This is a genomic window from Pseudomonas danubii (genome assembly GCF_042980055.1).
GTDB classification, from domain to species: Bacteria; Pseudomonadota; Gammaproteobacteria; order Pseudomonadales; family Pseudomonadaceae; genus Aquipseudomonas; species Aquipseudomonas danubii.
This window is the reverse complement of sequence record NZ_CP116502.1, coordinates 6196126-6211039: the sequence shown is the minus strand read 5'-3', so window position 1 is coordinate 6211039 and position 14914 is coordinate 6196126. Positions and strand designations below refer to the sequence as shown.

Annotated in this window: 13 protein-coding genes and 4 tRNA genes; 11 read left to right on the top strand and 6 right to left on the bottom strand. The window is 58.6% G+C overall.

What is annotated here, in order from left to right; translation table 11 throughout:
* Window positions 1-84: 84 nt before the first annotated feature.
* From PFZ56_RS27880 to mgtE, 6 genes are all read left to right on the top strand, one after another.
* On the top strand, window positions 85-1326 hold the full coding sequence (locus PFZ56_RS27880) for an aspartate kinase (RefSeq protein WP_102860691.1): 1242 nt from the start codon (window positions 85-87) through the stop codon (window positions 1324-1326).
* Window positions 1327-1514: 188 nt separating this feature from the next.
* Entirely contained in the window at window positions 1515-1703 is a 189-nt protein-coding gene (gene csrA, locus PFZ56_RS27875; protein ID WP_002554426.1) for a carbon storage regulator CsrA, read from the top strand.
* A 62-nt stretch (window positions 1704-1765) separates the two neighbouring features.
* Window positions 1766-1856, top strand: a tRNA-Ser gene (locus PFZ56_RS27870).
* A 107-nt stretch (window positions 1857-1963) separates the two neighbouring features.
* A tRNA-Arg gene (locus PFZ56_RS27865) sits at window positions 1964-2040 on the top strand.
* Window positions 2041-2112: 72 nt separating this feature from the next.
* Window positions 2113-2189 (top strand) — tRNA-Arg (locus tag PFZ56_RS27860).
* Window positions 2190-2594: 405 nt separating this feature from the next.
* Complete coding sequence (gene mgtE, locus PFZ56_RS27855; protein WP_102860692.1) at window positions 2595-4037, top strand: magnesium transporter; 1443 nt, start codon at window positions 2595-2597, stop codon at window positions 4035-4037.
* Between the two features lie 111 nt (window positions 4038-4148).
* Here the strand turns inward: mgtE and PFZ56_RS27850 are convergent, their stop codons facing one another.
* Window positions 4149-4475 (bottom strand): Arc family DNA-binding protein, encoded by a 327-nt coding sequence (locus PFZ56_RS27850; RefSeq protein ID WP_016968184.1) that lies wholly within the window; start codon window positions 4473-4475, stop codon window positions 4149-4151.
* A 378-nt stretch (window positions 4476-4853) separates the two neighbouring features.
* Here PFZ56_RS27850 and phnN point away from each other — a divergent pair, with 378 nt between their 5' ends.
* Window positions 4854-5435, top strand: a complete 582-nt coding sequence (gene phnN, locus PFZ56_RS27845; RefSeq protein WP_110594754.1) for a phosphonate metabolism protein/1,5-bisphosphokinase (PRPP-forming) PhnN — start codon at window positions 4854-4856, stop codon at window positions 5433-5435.
* Here the strand turns inward: phnN and PFZ56_RS27840 are convergent.
* Both PFZ56_RS27840 and PFZ56_RS27835 read right to left on the bottom strand, forming a co-directional pair.
* On the bottom strand, window positions 5410-5589 hold the full coding sequence (locus PFZ56_RS27840) for a PA3371 family protein (protein ID WP_102860694.1): 180 nt from the start codon (window positions 5587-5589) through the stop codon (window positions 5410-5412). The two genes, phnN and PFZ56_RS27840, sit on opposite strands and share 26 nt — an antisense overlap.
* A 23-nt stretch (window positions 5590-5612) precedes the next feature.
* Window positions 5613-5852 (bottom strand): hypothetical protein, encoded by a 240-nt coding sequence (locus PFZ56_RS27835; RefSeq protein ID WP_102880589.1) that lies wholly within the window; start codon window positions 5850-5852, stop codon window positions 5613-5615.
* Window positions 5853-6147: 295 nt separating this feature from the next.
* On the opposite strand from PFZ56_RS27835, the gene PFZ56_RS27830 reads away from it, so the two are divergent.
* Window positions 6148-6224, top strand: a tRNA-Arg gene (locus PFZ56_RS27830).
* Between the two features lie 13 nt (window positions 6225-6237).
* Here PFZ56_RS27830 and PFZ56_RS27825 read toward each other — a convergent pair.
* Genes PFZ56_RS27825 through PFZ56_RS27815 form a run of 3 tightly spaced genes read right to left on the bottom strand, consistent with a single transcriptional unit; the run spans window position 6238 to window position 10464 of the window.
* Window positions 6238-6897, bottom strand: coding sequence for a DUF1266 domain-containing protein (locus PFZ56_RS27825; protein ID WP_110594752.1), 660 nt, complete (start codon window positions 6895-6897; stop codon window positions 6238-6240).
* A 7-nt stretch (window positions 6898-6904) separates the two neighbouring features.
* Window positions 6905-8146 carry a hypothetical protein gene (locus PFZ56_RS27820; RefSeq protein WP_110594750.1) on the bottom strand — a complete coding sequence of 414 codons (1242 nt, stop codon included), beginning with the start codon at window positions 8144-8146 and terminating at the stop codon, window positions 6905-6907.
* Window positions 8137-10464 (bottom strand): hypothetical protein, encoded by a 2328-nt coding sequence (locus tag PFZ56_RS27815; protein ID WP_110594748.1) that lies wholly within the window; start codon window positions 10462-10464, stop codon window positions 8137-8139. Before PFZ56_RS27815 ends, PFZ56_RS27820 begins: the two co-directional genes overlap by 10 nt.
* Window positions 10465-10991: 527 nt before the next feature.
* On the opposite strand from PFZ56_RS27815, the gene PFZ56_RS27810 reads away from it, so the two are divergent.
* From PFZ56_RS27810 to PFZ56_RS27800, 3 genes are all read left to right on the top strand, one after another.
* Window positions 10992-12596, top strand: a complete 1605-nt coding sequence (locus PFZ56_RS27810; RefSeq protein ID WP_110594746.1) for a tetratricopeptide repeat-containing response regulator — start codon at window positions 10992-10994, stop codon at window positions 12594-12596.
* The gene (locus PFZ56_RS27805; protein WP_102880585.1) at window positions 12593-13282 is read left to right on the top strand and encodes a sensor histidine kinase KdpD; all 690 of its coding nucleotides are present in this window, start codon (window positions 12593-12595) and stop codon (window positions 13280-13282) included. The genes PFZ56_RS27810 and PFZ56_RS27805 overlap by 4 nt, the downstream gene beginning before the upstream one ends.
* Before the next feature lie 344 nt (window positions 13283-13626).
* On the top strand, window positions 13627-14868 hold the full coding sequence (locus tag PFZ56_RS27800; protein WP_170001974.1) for a glutamine synthetase family protein: 1242 nt from the start codon (window positions 13627-13629) through the stop codon (window positions 14866-14868).
* The last annotated feature ends 46 nt before the right edge of the window (window positions 14869-14914 follow it).

The window sequence follows — 14914 nt, the reverse complement described above, 5'->3', positions numbered from 1 at the left end:
GCCCGTCGTCTAGTGGCGGGTCCATGCGCTGTGCAGTTTGATTGATTAACGGGCGCCCCTTTACGGGCTGAGGCGGCTTAGAAAATGGCTTTGATCGTACAGAAATTTGGAGGCACTTCGGTCGGCTCTGTCGAGCGGATCGAGCAGGTCGCCGACAAGGTGAAGAAGTTCCGCGAAGCCGGCGATGACCTGGTGATTGTGCTGTCGGCGATGAGTGGCGAAACCAACCGCCTGATCGATCTGGCCAAGCAGATCAGTGGCGAAGCTAAACCGGTTCCCCGTGAGCTGGATGTGATCGTCTCCACCGGCGAGCAAGTGACCATTGCGTTGCTGGCCATGGCGTTGATCAAGCGTGGTATTCCTGCGGTGTCCTACACCGGCAACCAGGTACGTATTCTTACCGATAGTGCTCACAACAAAGCGCGAATCCTGCAGATCGATGATCAGAAGATTCGTGGTGATCTGAAGGCCGGTCGTGTGGTTGTGGTTGCCGGTTTCCAGGGCGTTGACGAGCACGGCAATATCACCACGCTGGGCCGTGGCGGCTCCGACACTACTGGTGTGGCGCTGGCAGCGGCCCTGAAGGCTGATGAGTGTCAGATCTATACCGACGTAGATGGCGTCTATACCACTGATCCACGTGTGGTACCCAAGGCTCAGCGTCTGGACAAAATCACCTTCGAAGAAATGCTGGAAATGGCCAGCCTCGGTTCCAAGGTGCTGCAGATCCGCGCGGTCGAGTTTGCTGGCAAGTACAACGTTCCGCTGCGCGTGTTGCACAGCTTTCAGGAGGGTCCGGGCACCCTCATTACTATTGATGAAGAGGAATCCATGGAACAGCCGATCATTTCCGGCATCGCCTTTAACCGCGATGAAGCCAAGCTGACTATCCGTGGCGTGCCAGACAATCCTGGCGTGGCCTTCAAGATTCTCGGCCCAATCAGTGCGGCGAACATTGAAGTCGACATGATCGTGCAGAACGTCTCGCACGATAACACCACCGACTTCACCTTCACCGTGCACCGCAATGACTACCTGGCGGCTCAGACTGTGCTGGAAAACACCGCTCGTGAGATCGGTGCCCGTGAAGTGGTCGGTGATACCAATATTGCCAAGGTCTCGATCGTGGGTGTCGGCATGCGCTCCCACGCGGGTGTGGCCAGCCGCATGTTTGAAGCCCTGGCCAAGGAAAGCATCAACATCCAGATGATCTCCACGTCCGAAATCAAGGTTTCGGTAGTGATCGAAGAGAAGTACCTGGAACTGGCAGTGCGTGCGCTGCACACCGCGTTTGAGCTTGACGCTCCAGCCCGCCAGGGCGAGTGATAAGTGTTTGAAAGGGGCGCGGTCTGACCGCGCCCTTTGTGTTTTTGATCGGCACGGGAGAAAACTGTTCTTTTGCCCGTGCTAGTCAATACTTAGGCGTGTAGGACTGCAGCCGACCAGGTTGTAGGCCGACACCCTTTTTTTTGCAGACTGTAGTCCCTGAAAATGTAATGCGTGAGGAGATAGGTATGCTGATTCTGACTCGTCGGTGCGCAGAAAGCCTGATCATTGGTGATGGCGAGATCACTGTGACCGTGCTCGGCGTCAAAGGTAATCAAGTGCGTATTGGTGTCAACGCCCCCAAAGAAGTGGCGGTTCACCGTGAGGAAATTTACCTGCGGATAAAGAAAGAGAAGGACGAAGAACCAAGCCATTAATTTTTATCGTTTTTTTTGTTTGCAAACGGGGAGAAAGCTGGTTAATATACGCCCCGTGTTGCGGAGAGCTGGCCGAGTGGCCGAAGGCGCTCCCCTGCTAAGGGAGTACACCTCAAAAGGGTGTCGGGGGTTCGAATCCCCCGTTCTCCGCCATTATTTGCTTAGTACGTTGTAATCTGGCTTTTTCTGTAAGTTGTTGAAATTACTAGAAAAAGTGCTTTACAAAAAGATTTAACGGCCTATAATGCGCGGCAACAAATGCACTCGTAGCTCAGCTGGATAGAGTACTCGGCTACGAACCGAGCGGTCACAGGTTCGAATCCTGTCGAGTGCACCATTTAAGAGTTAGTTGCAGTAATGTAGTTAACTTGGCTTCAACCAGTTGTGGTCTGGTCTAAAAACACAAAATGCACTCGTAGCTCAGCTGGATAGAGTACTCGGCTACGAACCGAGCGGTCACAGGTTCGAATCCTGTCGAGTGCACCATACATCAGAAAGCCCGCATCGAAAGATGCGGGCTTTTTGCTTTCTGCGTTTTATTTGTCGCTCTTTTGCTCGTCCGGCTGGAACAGCTTTGATCTTCGGAAGTCGAATGCTCTGTCTGTCGCCGAACTTTTTTCTCTGCGTGTGTGTTTTCTTTTTCTGCCGGGGCGTCGCAATCTCATAGATTCGGACGCTACTCAGGTTTATGCCGCAAGCGCTTGTTCTTGCCGCGATTTTTTAACATTTAAAACTGCCAAGCGGTGTATCATTGCGCCCGTCAGCCCCGCCGGGGCTTGTGGAATACCTCCATGGACTTACCCAGTAGTTACTCAGTATCCCGTTTTCACAATCATGAACTGACTGATTGATCCTTCCGGCGTGCTCCTCTGCTGGGAGTGGAGTTCGCCTATGACCGAAGTAGAAGTAAAGAAAACGCAGGAAAGCCTGCAAGACCGCCTCGCTCAAGTCGTTGAGCTGCTGCAGCGCCAGCGGGTGGTTGAAGACCTGACACACCGTCAGGAAGGTCACCATCACGATCGGGTCGAGAACCTGGTCCATCGGCAAAACCTCGTCGAATTGCAGCGCAAGCTCGATGATCTGCACTCTGCCGACGTTGCCTATATCCTTGAAGCCTTGCCTCTGGAAGAGCGCCTGACCGTCTGGCAGTTGGTCAAGGCCGAGCGTGACGGCGACATTCTTCTCGAAGTATCCGACTCCGTGCGTGAAACCCTGATCGCCGACATGGACGATCACGAGCTCCTGGCTGCTGCCAAGGAGATGGACGCCGACGAACTTGCTGACTTGGCTCCCGAGCTGCCGCGAGACGTAGTCCATGAGTTGATGGAGGCCCTTGACGGCCAGCAGCGTGAACGCGTTCGCTCCGCGTTGTCCTATGACGAGGAGCAGGTCGGTGCGCTGATGGACTTCGAGATGGTGACGATTCGAGAGGACGTCAGTCTTGAAGTGGTTCTGCGCTACCTGCGTCGTCTCAAGGAGCTGCCGGGCCATACCGACAAGCTGTTTGTGGTGGATTACGACGGCGTGCTCAAGGGGGTGCTGCCGATCAAGCGCCTGCTGGTCAATGATCCAGACAAGCAGGTCGCGGAAGTCATGGCCAGCGACCCGGTGAGCTTTCATCCGGATGAAGATGCCTACGATGCGGCTCAGGCATTTGAGCGTTATGACTTGATCTCGGCTCCGGTGGTCGACAAGAACGACAAGCTGATTGGCCGTTTGACCATTGACGAAATGGTCGACCTGATTCGTGAGGAAAGCGAGACCGAAGTCCTCAATATGGCCGGTCTGCGGGAAGAGGAGGATATCTTCGCCTCGGTCTGGAAGTCCCTTCGTAACCGTTGGGCCTGGCTGGCAATCAATCTGATCACGGCGTTCGTCGCATCCCGAGTGATTGGCCTGTTCGAAGGCTCTATCGAAAAGCTGGTAGCCCTGGCGGCCTTGATGCCGATTGTTGCCGGTATCGGCGGCAATTCGGGTAATCAGACCATCACCATGATTGTCCGGGCCATGGCCCTGGACCAGGTGAGTACCGGCAATACTTCACGCCTGATGCGCAAGGAGCTGGCTGTAGCCCTGATCAATGGTCTGGTCTGGGGAGGAGTGATCGGAGTTGTCGCTTACATGCTTTACGGAAGTTGGTCGTTGGGAGTGGTGATGACCGCCGCGATGACCTTGAACCTGCTGTTGGCAGCCCTGATGGGGGTCCTGATCCCCATGACACTGGCGCGCTTGGGGCGTGACCCGGCAATGGGCGCCAGCGTAATGATTACTGCCATGACCGACAGCGGCGGCTTCTTCATCTTCCTTGGTTTGGCGACGATCTTCCTGCTCTGAGCCAGCCTTGCACATCGGTTTATTCGCGAAGCGCCTTTATGGCGCTTCGTTGCTTTTATCGCAGGCAAAAAAAAGCCAGCAACTAGGCTGGCTTGAGCTTTCAGGGTGAAATCAGTTGGCGTCTGCGGCCATTTCGGCGTCATGGGCGATCAGCGAAACCAAAGCGTTCTGCTGGCGATGTGAAAGTTGGCGGAAGCGTTGAAGCAGTTCGCGTTCATGCAAGGACAGCTCAGGGCTGTCCAGACGCATGCTCAACTCTTCACCCAAGGCACCTTCCTGAATAAGACTCTGCTCCAGGCGCGCGATGATTTCGGAGTTCATGCTGCGGTGATGATTGCGAGCCACCTCGGCAATGCGTTCACGCATCCCGTCGGGTAGACGTACGACGAACTTGTCAGCCGTACGGCTGGAATAAATTGCCTGTTTCAATGGGCGCATATATTTAACCGGTTAGTTCAGGGGAGCGGTTCTCGGAATTGGCCGCGAGCTGTCTTTTAGGACAAGCCTGATTGCCAAATGTTCAACCTGAATTGTTAAGAGGCCCGCATCATGCCTCAAAATTGCCAGATCCTTGGCGTCAATTCTGTGACAAATATTGAACTGGATAAAGGCGTTATGCCAGCACCAATTATCAGAAATGCGGACTGGTTTGAAAAGATCACCGGGCCCGCGTTGTTGGCCGCATTCTCCCATCCGACGGGAGTGTCAGTGCACTTGTGAAGGTGCATGCTATGCGGATGAAAGCGTAATCCCTACCTGTTAGAGGATAGTGGCAAATGGCCGATTTACTAGTTGTGCTGTCCGGAGCGGCAGCCCATGCCGGGTAGACTGATTTATTTGATGGGGCCTTCAGGGGCCGGCAAGGATAGCCTGATTGATGCGGCCAGGCAGCCTTTAAGTGCATTGGGATGTGAGGTTGTAAGAAGGGTGATCACGCGCTCGGCCGAGTCGGTGGGTGAGGAGGCGCAAGAGGTCACTGTCGAGGAGTTCGAGCGGCGGGTGGCCCGGGGCGATTTTGCCTTGTTTTGGCGAGCTAATGGTCTGGGTTATGGCATTCCCGTGCAAATCGATACTTGGTTGGCGCAGGGGCGGAATGTATTGATCAACGGCTCTAGAGGCCATTTGCCACAGGCACGGGAACGTTATCCTGATTTAGTTCCGATAGTTCTGATGGTCGATACCGAGGTATTGCGCCGTCGCCTGCTGCGTAGAGGCAGGGAAAACCTGCCGGAGATAGAGCGTCGCCTACAGCGCAACGAACAGTTTGCCTCCTCTGCCTGGCTGGATGACGAGCAGGTTGTGCGCCTAGACAATTCCTGTGAGTTGACGACAACCCTGGAACATCTGCTGGCCATACTGAGCGAGCACGGGATCAGCGTAATATCGGGTCGAACTTGATCTTGCGCCCGGCCAGCAGCGCCAAAAGGAATAGGCTGAACATTGAGCCGCAGATGATCAGAGCAGCTTTGCCCAAGGGGGCTTCAGGCAGCAGCAAGGCGGCGATAGCGCTGATTAACGTCAGAATAAGCAGGCTTTTGGCTGCGGTGGACATCGGAGACTCCTGAAGTCTTGGTCTTAAAAAATCCAGCCTTCGGTTGGCGTGGCGGCGAGTTGCTGCGGGCTCTTTTCCTGGGTGACCCGAGCCACTCTGCGAGGCTCGACCTGGGTGTTCATGACTGCCAGCTGCGGTACCGGGTGCTGGTTGTAACGAGCGGTAGACAGTCCGGTAGGGTCAGCGTTGTCTACAGGTTGAAAGTGAAAGGCCACTAGTACGGCAATGGCGATCGCATTCAAGAGAAACAGGGCACTGTTCATGGGCGTCATCTCCGCAGTGTTTTACCCACTGATAAAGCAGCCTGCGTGCCAAGAGTTTAACTGCAGATAAACTCTTTAAAAACAATAACTTGAGATGGATTCTGGGGATTGTTGAATTGCATTTTGCAATGATGGCTTTTTGCAGTGATGCAATGTGCACGACGAGGCCATGAGCGAGCGGAGCGCTCCTGACGGCTCGTGCAAAAAGCCCTATGGATAACATGACAAATGCGGCCTTGGCCGTTAACATGCACGCCGTCCCACGCGTCATGAAATATCAGGCGCCTGCCGTTTTGTCTCAGTAGCTCAATTGGATAGAGCATCCCCCTCCTAAGGGGAAGGTTGGCAGTTCGAACCTGCCCTGGGACACCATCCCTTCGCGGTCTCAATCCGCTACAGGCAACAACGCCGGCAGCCCCTGCCAGGCAACCCCAGCCCAGATGCCGCTACCGGGCATCAGCAGTCGGTTCAGGCTTGTTTCATTGAACACCTCACCCAGAGAGTCGGCCCTGAACGCTGCGATCCATTGGCTGCGCCCGAGCATGAAGGCTCTGCCGAAGTCCTCCCAGTCGCTGAAGCAATCCTGGGCGCGTTGGGCATTGAGGAGCATGATCCGCCATCCGCTCTCGGTGTCGATCCAGCCCATCAACATTGCGCAGCGGACAAAGAAGGCGCTGCGCACGCAGGCGAAGGCCATTGCTGCTCGCGGGTCGTCGCTGGCGTTCAGGCTGTGCAGGTCAACCCGGAACCACTGGCGTTCCAGGGTGCTGTTCAAGTGTTCGCGGACTTCATCGTCCGTGGCGTTGCTGCGAAAGCCGATCTGGTGCAGCAGCGGGGCCCTGAGGGAGGCTTTCGCCTGATCCATGAAATGAGTTGTCTCGGGATCGAAGAAACCGGTCATTCCGGTGGCATCCACCATGGGTTGCGCCAGGCTCAGTGCCCAGCGTTTGCGTGGCGTGAACACCACCAGAGAGGTGGGCGACTGGCGGCGAAAGTAGCGCCATACCAGCCAGGCGCCGAAGGCTACGGCAATTATCGTCATCATGTGCGTTTCACCGGTTCCTGGCCTGCCAGGCCACGATTTCTTCGGCCTGTGGCGCAGACATGTCCGTCCAGGGCACGCCTTCGGTCCGATACAGCGGGTCGTCGGGGTGGCGTTGTGGCCGGGGGCTTTTCTTGAAGATATGGCGGGTGGCGTACTTGACCGATGGCGCCTGGGGGGCAACCTCTAGCAGCAAGTCGGACTGACGGGCCGCCACCAGCCATTCGACCATGGCCGACGGAGCGTCCAGTCGGTAGAACAGTTGCGGGTAGCGAGCCACCAGGCGGGTCTGGGCTTGCGCATCGCTGACTTCCTCGATACGCAACCAGCCGGCATCGGTGCGGACGATGCCGATGGCAATGCAGTCGGCTGGCGTCTGCAGGTCGGTGCCCAGGGTGTTGAGGAGGCGCAGCAGGTCCTGGAAGTAGCGCTCGATGGGCGGGCGGTTCTGCTTGCCTTTGACTTGCTCCACGGTCAGTGCGCCGTCGTCCTGGATGATCAGGCTGACGGTGATGTGGGGCTGGCCCTGGGCATCACGCAGACTGAACACGCGCATGCCCTGTTGCTCCACGGCTTCGGCATAGCGTTCACCGTAGCCGCCGGTCAAGGCCCGGCGGTTGGCGAATTGCCCCAGACAGTGACGCATCACATAGCTTTCGAAGGCCATTTCAGCCCGTAGCAACGGGCTTTCCGGACGCAGTTCGACCCAGGTGTGTTCGGCGCAGGAGACCGTCACATTGAGGGCGTCGGGAGAGCTCTGGCGCCAGCCCTGATCGACCCGGGCGGCCATCTGTGCGTGCTCTTTTTCCCATAGCGCCAGGGCCTGCGGGCAAGTGATGCGCTCCAGCTTGCCCTCCAGTGCCGTGCCTTTGCGCGAGGTCAGGAACTCCACCAGTTGCAGTTCCTGCTGCAACAGCAATGGCTCCTGCGGGTCGACCCATACCAGCGTCGCCACGGCCTTTGCGGCGTCTTCGGGCTGTGCCTTGGCAGCGCTGTCGAAGTACCCGCTCACCCAGGCCGGCGGCGTATCGGTACCCAGCGCTGCACAGGCGTCCTCCAGGGTCTGGATGCGCCGTGCGGGTTCGAAGTTGCCCACCAGGTGTCGATAGAAGTGATTCAGCAACCAACCCTGTACCGCGTCCTCGTCTCCGCGCCCCTGGCTGCGCTGAGTGATGCCGCGTTTGAGTTCATCGGCATTCAGCAGGTTGCGCGGGGCGTAGCTGGGGCTGCGCTTGTCGGCGCTTACTTCCATATCTGCCACCAGTTTTTCTTGGCGGCCGGTTGAGTCGGGGCTTGCAGCTCGCACAGGATTTCTTCGATCCGGGCGCGGCACCTGATGTCGTAGTCATCGTCCGGGGCGCACAGGGCCAGGGTGCGTGCACAGTAGTCAATGGCTTCGGCGGTGCGGCCGCGGGCCTTGAGGAAGTCCACCGAACTGGACATGACCGAGACTTCGTTCAAGGACAGCACTGCTGGCTCGTAACGTTGCCAGAGGCTGTCGGCGTTGTCGGGATGGGCATGGGCCAGGTAGCGCGCGACCTGAATCCGGGCGAACAGTGGGGAGCTGTCCAATTGCTGATCGCTGACGCCTTGCTCTTCCTGCCACTTGAGCAAGCGTTCAAGCCAGATGAGGATTTCATTGTCGCGATCGAGCTTGTACAGGGCGTACGCCACCGAGGCGACGTACTCATTCGGGTCGTGGCGGCTATAGCCGAACTCCGCCGAGTAATGCCAAAGCTGTTCTGCGGCATCAATGATGCCAGGCAGATCTTCCAGGCAGATACGCGCACTGAGCAGGCCGTTGTAGTGCTCGGCGAACGGGCTGGCGGCGATGCCGCGCGCGTGCAACTCGATGGCGTCTTCGTAGCGGATCTGGTTGTAGTAGCGATAGTTGATCGCCAGGTTGTTGCAGAGCATGGAGTACAGGTGCGCGCAGGCATCGTAGGGATGTCCGCTGCCGCTGGCGAAGTAGCGCTCCATGTGGGCCTGGCCCTGCTCGTAGGCGTCTTTCTGCGCTTCGCGCAGCAACGAATAGGCTTGGTCTCGGGCGTCTCTGGGCAACTTGTCGGCTTCGGTCTCTGCCAGATCTTCGATGCTCAGTGCGTAGTTGTAGGCGTATTTGCCGCAGGACAGCACCGGCTTCGGTGCTTTCAGTGCTTCGATCACTCCCAGACTGTTGACCCGAGCGGCAAACAGCGAGAACGCACTGCGATTGTCCTGCATGCGACCTGCCTGGATGGCGTTCTGCAGCAGGCTGGCTTCGGTGGCCGCGTCGATCAGGCCGCGCTCTGCGTCATGCACCGCGGTCAGGCGGGTGATCCAGGGCTGCTCGGGGGCACGCCGCAGGGCTTCGGCGCGGGCTTGGGCAAACAGGGAGTCGCGTGTCTCCAGATCTTCCATGGCCTGGTACAGGGCGGCCAGGAGTGGGGTGGTATCGGGCTCGCTGGTTTCGATGTTCGGCAGCGCTTCGAGAAAACTCTGCAGTGCTTCTTCGGTGATACAGGCGCGCATCACGCAGATCGGCCACCAGGCACTGTGCTCTTGGGGATCTTGCAGGCGGTCGAGAACCAGGCGGGCGGTGGCCGGCCAGAGCTCGGTTTGCCTGTCATAAACGTCGATGAAGGCTCGAAACCCCGCTTCGTCGATACGCCCGGCTTCCATCAGCCAAGGCAGTTCGTACTCGATGAAATTGTTGCCGCCGTCAGAATCCAGGCTCAGGGCTGCGGCATTGCAGACTTTCAACGCTCCGGCCAGATCACCCTGGGCGTGCAGGGCGCGGGCGGCCAGGCGTGCGGTGCGCACTTCCCATTCGCGACGCTGGGGCAGCGAGCGGCCAGCAGTCAGCTGGGCGATGGGTTGTTCGAACAGCGCCAGGCGTAACGGGATGATCTCGATCAGGGAGTTGCCCAGCCACAGCCAGTCGCCTTCATCGATGTCCTGATCGGGGCCGGCAGTGCGTAAGGCGTTGACGGCTTCCAGCGCGGCGCTCCGGGCTTCTTCGTCGCGGTCGTGGAAGGCCAGGACGCGGGCGCGGCGTTGATACTGGTCGGCGGCGTCCCAGGCACGCAGCGCCGCACGGGCAGGATTGCTCAAGGTCAGGGCGTAGCGCACTTCGATGGTTTTCAGCGCGACTTCGAGGCGACCCTGTTCCAGCTCGTCGAAGATTCGGTAGCGACGATAGTGCTCGACATTGAAGTCCAGGGTTTGCGTAGCCATCTGGTTGAGCTGTTCGAGCACCTCAAGCAAGGTTGCGTCGTCGTCCAGATAACTGGCGATGCGCAAGCGCAGGATGGCCAGGTTCATCATCAACTCAGCGCGGGCAGGCTCATGCACGGCTTGCAGCAGGGCATGGCCATCCTCTGCGATAACGGCGCGGGCCGCGGCTGAATCACCGGCCTGCATCCATAGCGTGTGCAGGCGGTCGATCGAGGCCAGGGAGTCGGCCCGCAGCGGCTGTGCTTGCAACTGGGCCAGCAGGGTATCGGTTTCCTGGTCCTGCTGTTGCGCCTCAAGGCGGTCCATGAACTGTTCCAGTTCAATCCCGGTTATCGCACTGCTGTCATGCGCCATCGTTAACTCCATTTGATAATGACCTGCGCATCCCTTGATGCACTGCCTGGCAGACCGGCATTTGCTCGTCGATGATACCGCCGTCGGGCGTCATGCCGATCCTTCGACACCCGGATTGCAAGCCTGTGGGACTTGCGACTGATGGAACCTTTGCCGGCTGGCCGATCCTGCATGCAGGACCAGCATTGCGGAGCAAAAACGATCGAGGCTTTGAGGCGCTGCACGCTATCAGGTGATGTTTCAGAATCCAAGGTTTGAGCACGCCGCCTAAGTGTTTTTCAGCGAAGGGCCAGGACTTTTTTCATCAGGCGGCAAATGCTGTCTGGCCTCTATAAGGGAATGGCGAATCCGGCCGATACCTTCAGTGGACAATTGTGTTCCCAAGTGGCGATCTGCATCACAGGTCGACTTGAAAGTGCTTGATAGCCCGTGGCCAGCAGCTATTATCTGCGCGCCAAAAACAGGCTGCGAAGCCGGGCGGGTCCTGCTGTCCCTGGATTGATCTTCTTACTTGCCTGGAATCTTCGATGCTGGCGTACCACCAAAAGAGCTTTTTGATCGTCGATGATTTCTCGGACTTCCGCAGTTCGGTGCGTTCGATGTTGCGTGAGCTGGGCGTCAAGGACGTGGACACCGCCGACACTGGCGAACAGGCCCTGCGCATGTGCGCACAGAAGCGCTATGACTTCATCCTCCAGGACTATCATCTGGGCGACGGCAAGAAAAACGGCCAGCAGGTGCTGGAAGACCTGATGCTGGAAAAGCTCATCAGTCATGAGAGCGTGTTCCTCATGGTCACTGCCGAGAGCAGTCAGGCCATGGTACTCAGTGCCCTGGAGCACGAGCCCGATGCCTATCTGACCAAGCCCTTCAACCGTTCCGGTCTGGCCCAGCGCCTGGAGCGGCTGCAGCAGCGCAAGACCCTGCTCAAGCCGATTCTTCAAGCCCTTGATCGGGGCAAGCCGGTGGAAGTGCTCAACGCCTGCATCGCCCTGTGCAAGCAGGACCCGCGTTACGCGCCGTTGTGCCTGCGCTATCGGGCGGATGCCCTGCGCGACATGCATCAGAACGAGCCTTTGGAGCGCCTGTATAACAGTATTCTCGCGGATCGGCCTTTGCCCTGGGCCTACGTCGGCCTGGGGCGCCTGCTGTTCAAGCGCGGGCAGGTCGGCGAAGCCAAGGCCGTCTATGAAAAGGCCCTCAAGGTTTTCCCGATGATGCCCGGGCTCTACGACGGACTGGCGGATGTGCTGGTGGCTGAAGGCGACACCAAGCGTGCCCAGCATGTGCTGGAAGAGGCAGTGCGCCTGTCACCGCTGGCGGTGCGTCGTCAGGCGCTGCTGGGCAAGCTGGCCATGGCCAACGAAGACTTCGACAGCGCTTCCAGGGCTTATCGGCAGGCTGTATCTCAGGGCGCGCAGTCGCGCTTCAAGGACCCGGAAAGCAATCTTGGCCTAGCCCATGCATTGATCAGCAAGGGCAGTGAAAAGGGCCTGGACACCCGCACCCGCCTGGAGATCAACCAGACCCTGAGTGCCGTGGCCAAGGAAAACCCCACCGACCCCGGACTGCAGATTCGTGCGCGCTTGATGAAGGCCACCAGCCTGCTGCTCAATGATGCGGAAACCGCAGAGAAGCTCACCGAGCAGGCGTTGATGCGCCTGGACGGCATGGAGCAGTTCATGAGTCCCGAAGCGGCATTGCTGGTGGCCAAGCAGCTGCAGATGTTGGGGCAGGCCAGTGCCGGTGCGTCGATGTTGAAAAACTGTGCGGAAATCTACGGCGACGATCCGAAGGTCATGCAGAACATCGCCAAGCTCACCGATGATCCGACTATTCTCAGTTCGTCCAATGCGGCGGCCGACATCAACCGCCAGGGGGTGCGCAGCTACAAGGCGGGTAATCTGAGCGAGGCTCGGGAGCTGTTCCGCAAGGCTTTGGCCATGCAGCCGAAGAACATCAGTATTGCCCTGAACATGGCGCAGTCGCTGTTGCACGGCACAGACCCCAAGACAGACGCGGCGCTCCTGGAAGAATGCCAGGCGTGCCTGAAAATGGTGGGCATGATGCCCGATACCGATGCGCGTTATGCGCGCTACCAGAAGCTGCGAAGCAAGGCGTTTGGCGAATGAACGAAGAGCAACAGGCGCTCGATTTCTCCACGGTGATTGCCTCCACCGTCCATGACATGAAAAATTCCCTGGCCATGCTGATGCAGGCCCATGCCCAGTGGCAGGCCCGTCAGCCCGAGACGCAACTGGCGCCGGAACAGGGGGTGATCGATTACCACTTCGCTCACCTCAACGGCATGCTGGTGCAGCTCTTGGGGCTGTATAAGCTGGGGGTCAACCAGTTGCCGCTGCAACCGGCTTACCACGAGTTGGATGATTTCATCGAAGCCCAACTGGTGAGCCATCAGGATGTGTTCAAGAGTCGTGGAATCTCTGCCACTTATGAGGTCGATCCCTTGAGTCCCCTGGGCTTCTTCGATCGAGAGCTGATTGCTTCGGTGTTGGCCAACTGCATCAACAATGCGCTGCGTTATGCCCGCCATGCGCTGTTGATCACGGTCAGTGATGAAGAGGGGCAGGTGGTGCTGTCCATCAACGATGACGGCGACGGCTACCCGCAAGCGATGATCGAGCGTCAGGCCGATTATGTGCAGGGCATCAATCAGAGCAGCGGCAGCACCGGGCTGGGGCTGTATTTCGCCGGGCGCATTGCCGAGTTGCATCAGCGCAATGGCGTATGCGGACACACCCGCATCAGCAACGGCGGTCCATTAGGCGGCGGGCTGTTCAAGCTGTACTTGCCTTGAGTGTCTGATCGGCGTGCTCGCAGAAGGCTGCGGCGGCCAGGTGTTATCAGGCTGGCCGTGCCCTATCAGGGGCTATTCCCTTCTTCTTTTTCAGAGTCGGTGCTGGCCGTGACGTGTGGGTTGCTCACCGGGAGTTCGCGCCTTCCCGGGATTTTATTCTTGCCTGCTTGAAATCCTGAACGGGTGATGCGTATTTTGTACGGGTCGCCGTTCGCGGCTCGTATAACAACAAGGATTGAGTCATGACAACCGATGGCCACAGTTCACTCGCCGAGCGATTGACGGGCATTGATGAGATTGAATGCGTCACTGCGGATCTCAATGGCGTGCCGCGGGGCAAGGTGATGACAGCCGAGGGCTTCCTCGAAGGGCGGCGTTTGCAGATGGCTCGCGGGGTGCTGCTGCAATGCATCATGGGCGGGTATCCGCCGGCACGGTTTTACGGCAGCGATGACGGTGACCTGGCGCTCAATGCCGACCCTCGGCAGATTCATCGTCTGCCCTGGAGCCAGACGCCGCGGGCTCTGGCCATTTGTGACGCGGATGAGCTCAGTGGCGAAAGTTCGCGACTCTCCACCCGCGGCCAACTCAAGCAGGTGATCGCACGCTATGCGGCCCTGGGGCTGGCGCCGGTGGTGGCTACGGAACTGGAGTTTTTCGTGTTCGCCGCCAATGACGATCCGGCACAGGCTTTTCGGCCACCGGTAGGCCTGGACGGTCGACGAGAGGAGGGCTACTCGGCATTCAGTGTCAGCTCCAACAACGGCCTGCGGCCGTTCTTCAAGGAAGTCTACGAGTGCATGGCGGCCATGGGCCTGCCTCGCGATACCTTCATGCATGAAATGGGTGTCAGCCAGTTCGAGATCAACCTGCTGCACGGCGATCCGCTGTTGCTGGCAGACCAGACCTTCCTGTTCAAGCACCTGCTCAAGGAAGTGGCCCTCAAGCACGGACTGATCGTGGTTTGCATGGCCAAACCTCTGGCGCATACACCGGGCAGTTCGATGCATATTCACCAGAGCCTGGTGGAGATCGGCAGCGGGCGTAATGTCTTCAGTGACGATGCCGGGCAGCCGACGGCGATGTTCCGCCATTTCATCGGCGGGCTGCAGGCTGGGCTGGCGGATTTCACCGCATTGTTCGCGCCCAACGTGAACTCCTATCAGCGCTTGTGCCATCCTTACGCTTCGCCGAACAATGCCTGCTGGTCCCATGACAATCGGGCTGCGGGGCTGCGTATTCCGGCCAGTTCGCCGGTGGCGCGACGGGTAGAGAATCGCCTGCCGGGCGCGGACGCCAATCCGTACCTGGCGATTGCCGCGAGCCTGGCAGCGGGCTTGCACGGGATCGAGAATGAGCTTGAACCCACGGCAGCGATCCAGGGCGAGTTCGAGGTTCCGGACAATCTGTCGCTGCCTTGTACCTTGCATGCGGCGCTGGAGCGTCTGAAGCGTAGTCAGTTGGCAAGGGAACTGTTCGGCACTGAGTTCATCGAAGGCTACATCGCTTCGAAGACCATGGAGTTGACCAGCTTCTTTGATGAAATCACTCCCTGGGAGCGGCGTGTGCTAGCGGCCCAGGCATAACCGAACCGTCGCTGGTCGGGCCCTGATTTGCCAAGGGTCCGACACC

Excerpts from the sequence above, each read along its gene's own strand:
- PFZ56_RS27820 (WP_110594750.1), bottom strand. The coding sequence starts at position 8,146 with ATGGAAGTAAGCGCCGACAAGCGCAGCCCCAGCTACGCCCCGCGCAAC.
- PFZ56_RS27805 (WP_102880585.1), top strand. The coding sequence starts at position 12,593 with ATGAACGAAGAGCAACAGGCGCTCGATTTCTCCACGGTGATTGCCTCC.
- csrA (WP_002554426.1), top strand. The coding sequence starts at position 1,515 with ATGCTGATTCTGACTCGTCGGTGCGCAGAAAGCCTGATCATTGGTGAT.
- PFZ56_RS27880 (WP_102860691.1), top strand. The coding sequence starts at position 85 with ATGGCTTTGATCGTACAGAAATTTGGAGGCACTTCGGTCGGCTCTGTC.
- mgtE (WP_102860692.1), top strand. The coding sequence starts at position 2,595 with ATGACCGAAGTAGAAGTAAAGAAAACGCAGGAAAGCCTGCAAGACCGC.
- phnN (WP_110594754.1), top strand. The coding sequence starts at position 4,854 with ATGCCGGGTAGACTGATTTATTTGATGGGGCCTTCAGGGGCCGGCAAG.
- PFZ56_RS27850 (WP_016968184.1), bottom strand. The coding sequence starts at position 4,475 with ATGCGCCCATTGAAACAGGCAATTTATTCCAGCCGTACGGCTGACAAG.
- PFZ56_RS27825 (WP_110594752.1), bottom strand. The coding sequence starts at position 6,897 with ATGATGACGATAATTGCCGTAGCCTTCGGCGCCTGGCTGGTATGGCGC.
- PFZ56_RS27815 (WP_110594748.1), bottom strand. The coding sequence starts at position 10,464 with ATGGCGCATGACAGCAGTGCGATAACCGGGATTGAACTGGAACAGTTC.
- PFZ56_RS27835 (WP_102880589.1), bottom strand. The coding sequence starts at position 5,852 with ATGAACAGTGCCCTGTTTCTCTTGAATGCGATCGCCATTGCCGTACTA.
- PFZ56_RS27810 (WP_110594746.1), top strand. The coding sequence starts at position 10,992 with ATGCTGGCGTACCACCAAAAGAGCTTTTTGATCGTCGATGATTTCTCG.
- PFZ56_RS27800 (WP_170001974.1), top strand. The coding sequence starts at position 13,627 with ATGACAGCCGAGGGCTTCCTCGAAGGGCGGCGTTTGCAGATGGCTCGC.
- PFZ56_RS27840 (WP_102860694.1), bottom strand. The coding sequence starts at position 5,589 with ATGTCCACCGCAGCCAAAAGCCTGCTTATTCTGACGTTAATCAGCGCT.